The sequence below is a fragment of the Pseudonocardia pini genome (assembly GCF_013870575.1).
In the GTDB taxonomy this organism is placed as follows: Bacteria; Actinomycetota; Actinomycetes; order Mycobacteriales; family Pseudonocardiaceae; genus Pseudonocardia; species Pseudonocardia pini.
In genome coordinates this window covers 1-1,273 of sequence record NZ_JACBXB010001130.1, presented here as the reverse complement: position 1 = coordinate 1,273, position 1,273 = coordinate 1, and the positions used below count along the sequence as shown (strand labels likewise).

Annotated in this window: 2 protein-coding genes; both read left to right on the top strand. The window is 74.9% G+C overall.

Annotated elements, in window-relative coordinates; all coding sequences use genetic code 11:
• Positions 1-763: LLM class flavin-dependent oxidoreductase (locus H5J29_RS33165; protein WP_181784828.1), on the top strand; the 763-nt coding region annotated here is incomplete at its 5' end.
• A gap of 1 nt (position 764) precedes the next feature.
• On the top strand, positions 765-1,273 hold a 509-nt coding region (locus H5J29_RS33160; protein WP_181784827.1), incomplete at its 3' end, for an MFS transporter.

Sequence of the window (1,273 nt, the reverse complement as noted above, 5' to 3'; positions counted from 1 at the left end):
CCTCGCCCGCGGGGACTCCGCCCTCGGCATGATCGGCCGCGAGATCCCGGGCCCGATCGACGAGTTCGCGGAGTTCGCGTCCAGGGTCCGCACCTATCTCCGGGGCGGCACCGTCGATCTGGACGGGAAGCCCTCGCGGCTGACCTGGATCCCGGAGGGTCTCCCGCCCGTCCCCGTCGACATCGCCGCGACCGGCCCGAACGCCCTCGCGATGGCGGCCGGGATCGCGGACCGGGTCTCCTTCGCCGTCGGGACCGATCCCGAGCGGGTGGCGTGGGCGCTCGCGACCGCGCGCGCGGGCGCCGTCGCCGCCGGGCGGGACCCCGACGAGGTCGAGTACGGGATGTACTGCAACGTCGCGGTCGCGGCGGACGCCGCCGCCGTGCCCGAGGCGGCCCAGGCCATGTGCAACCCGATCGCCTACAGCGCGCACTTCAGCGCGATGAAGGAGACGCGGGTCGCCGACCACCCGCCCGCCCTGCGGCGGGTCAGCGAGCCGCTGCGCCGAGCCTTCGTCTACCGCGAGGGCACGCCCGCGAGCTGCGTCGATCCGGAGTTCGCCCGCTGGTGGGGGGCCGTCGGGACCGCGGCGGAGGTCGTCGACAAGCTGGGGACCGCGCTCGACATGGGCCTCTCCCACGTCTACCTGCTCAACGGGACGACAGCGGACAAGGCGTTCTCCCAGGCGTCGCTGGAGCGGTTGGCGGGCGAGGTGGTCCCGGCGCTGCGGGCGGCCCGGCCCGCCGCGCTCACCCCCTCCTGACGTGGGCGAGACCTTCCGTTCGCTGCGGCTGCGGGAGTTCCGGTACTTCGCCCTGGGCACGCTGGTCGTCAACGTCGGCTCGTGGATGCTGCGCATCGGGCAGGACTGGCTCGTCCTGGAGGTCACCGGCAGCGGCACCGCCGTCGGCGTGACCACCGCGCTCCAGTTCCTCCCGATGCTGTTCGTGTCCCCCCAGGCCGGGAAGCTGGCCGACCGGTACCCGAAGCAGTGGCTGATCGCGGGCGCGGGCGTCCTCACCGGGGCGTCCGCGCTCGCGCTCGGGATCCTCGTGCTCACCGGGGCGGTGCACCCGTGGCACGTGTTCGCCCTCGCGCTGGTCACCGGGATCGGCAACGCGGTCGACGCGCCCGCCCGCCAGGCCTTCACCCGGGACCTGGTCGCCCCCGCGGACGTGCCGAACGCCGTCGGGCTGACGTCGGCGACCTTCCATCTCGGCCGGATCGCGGGCCCCGCGGCGGCGGGGCTGCTGATCCACCACCTCGGCACCGG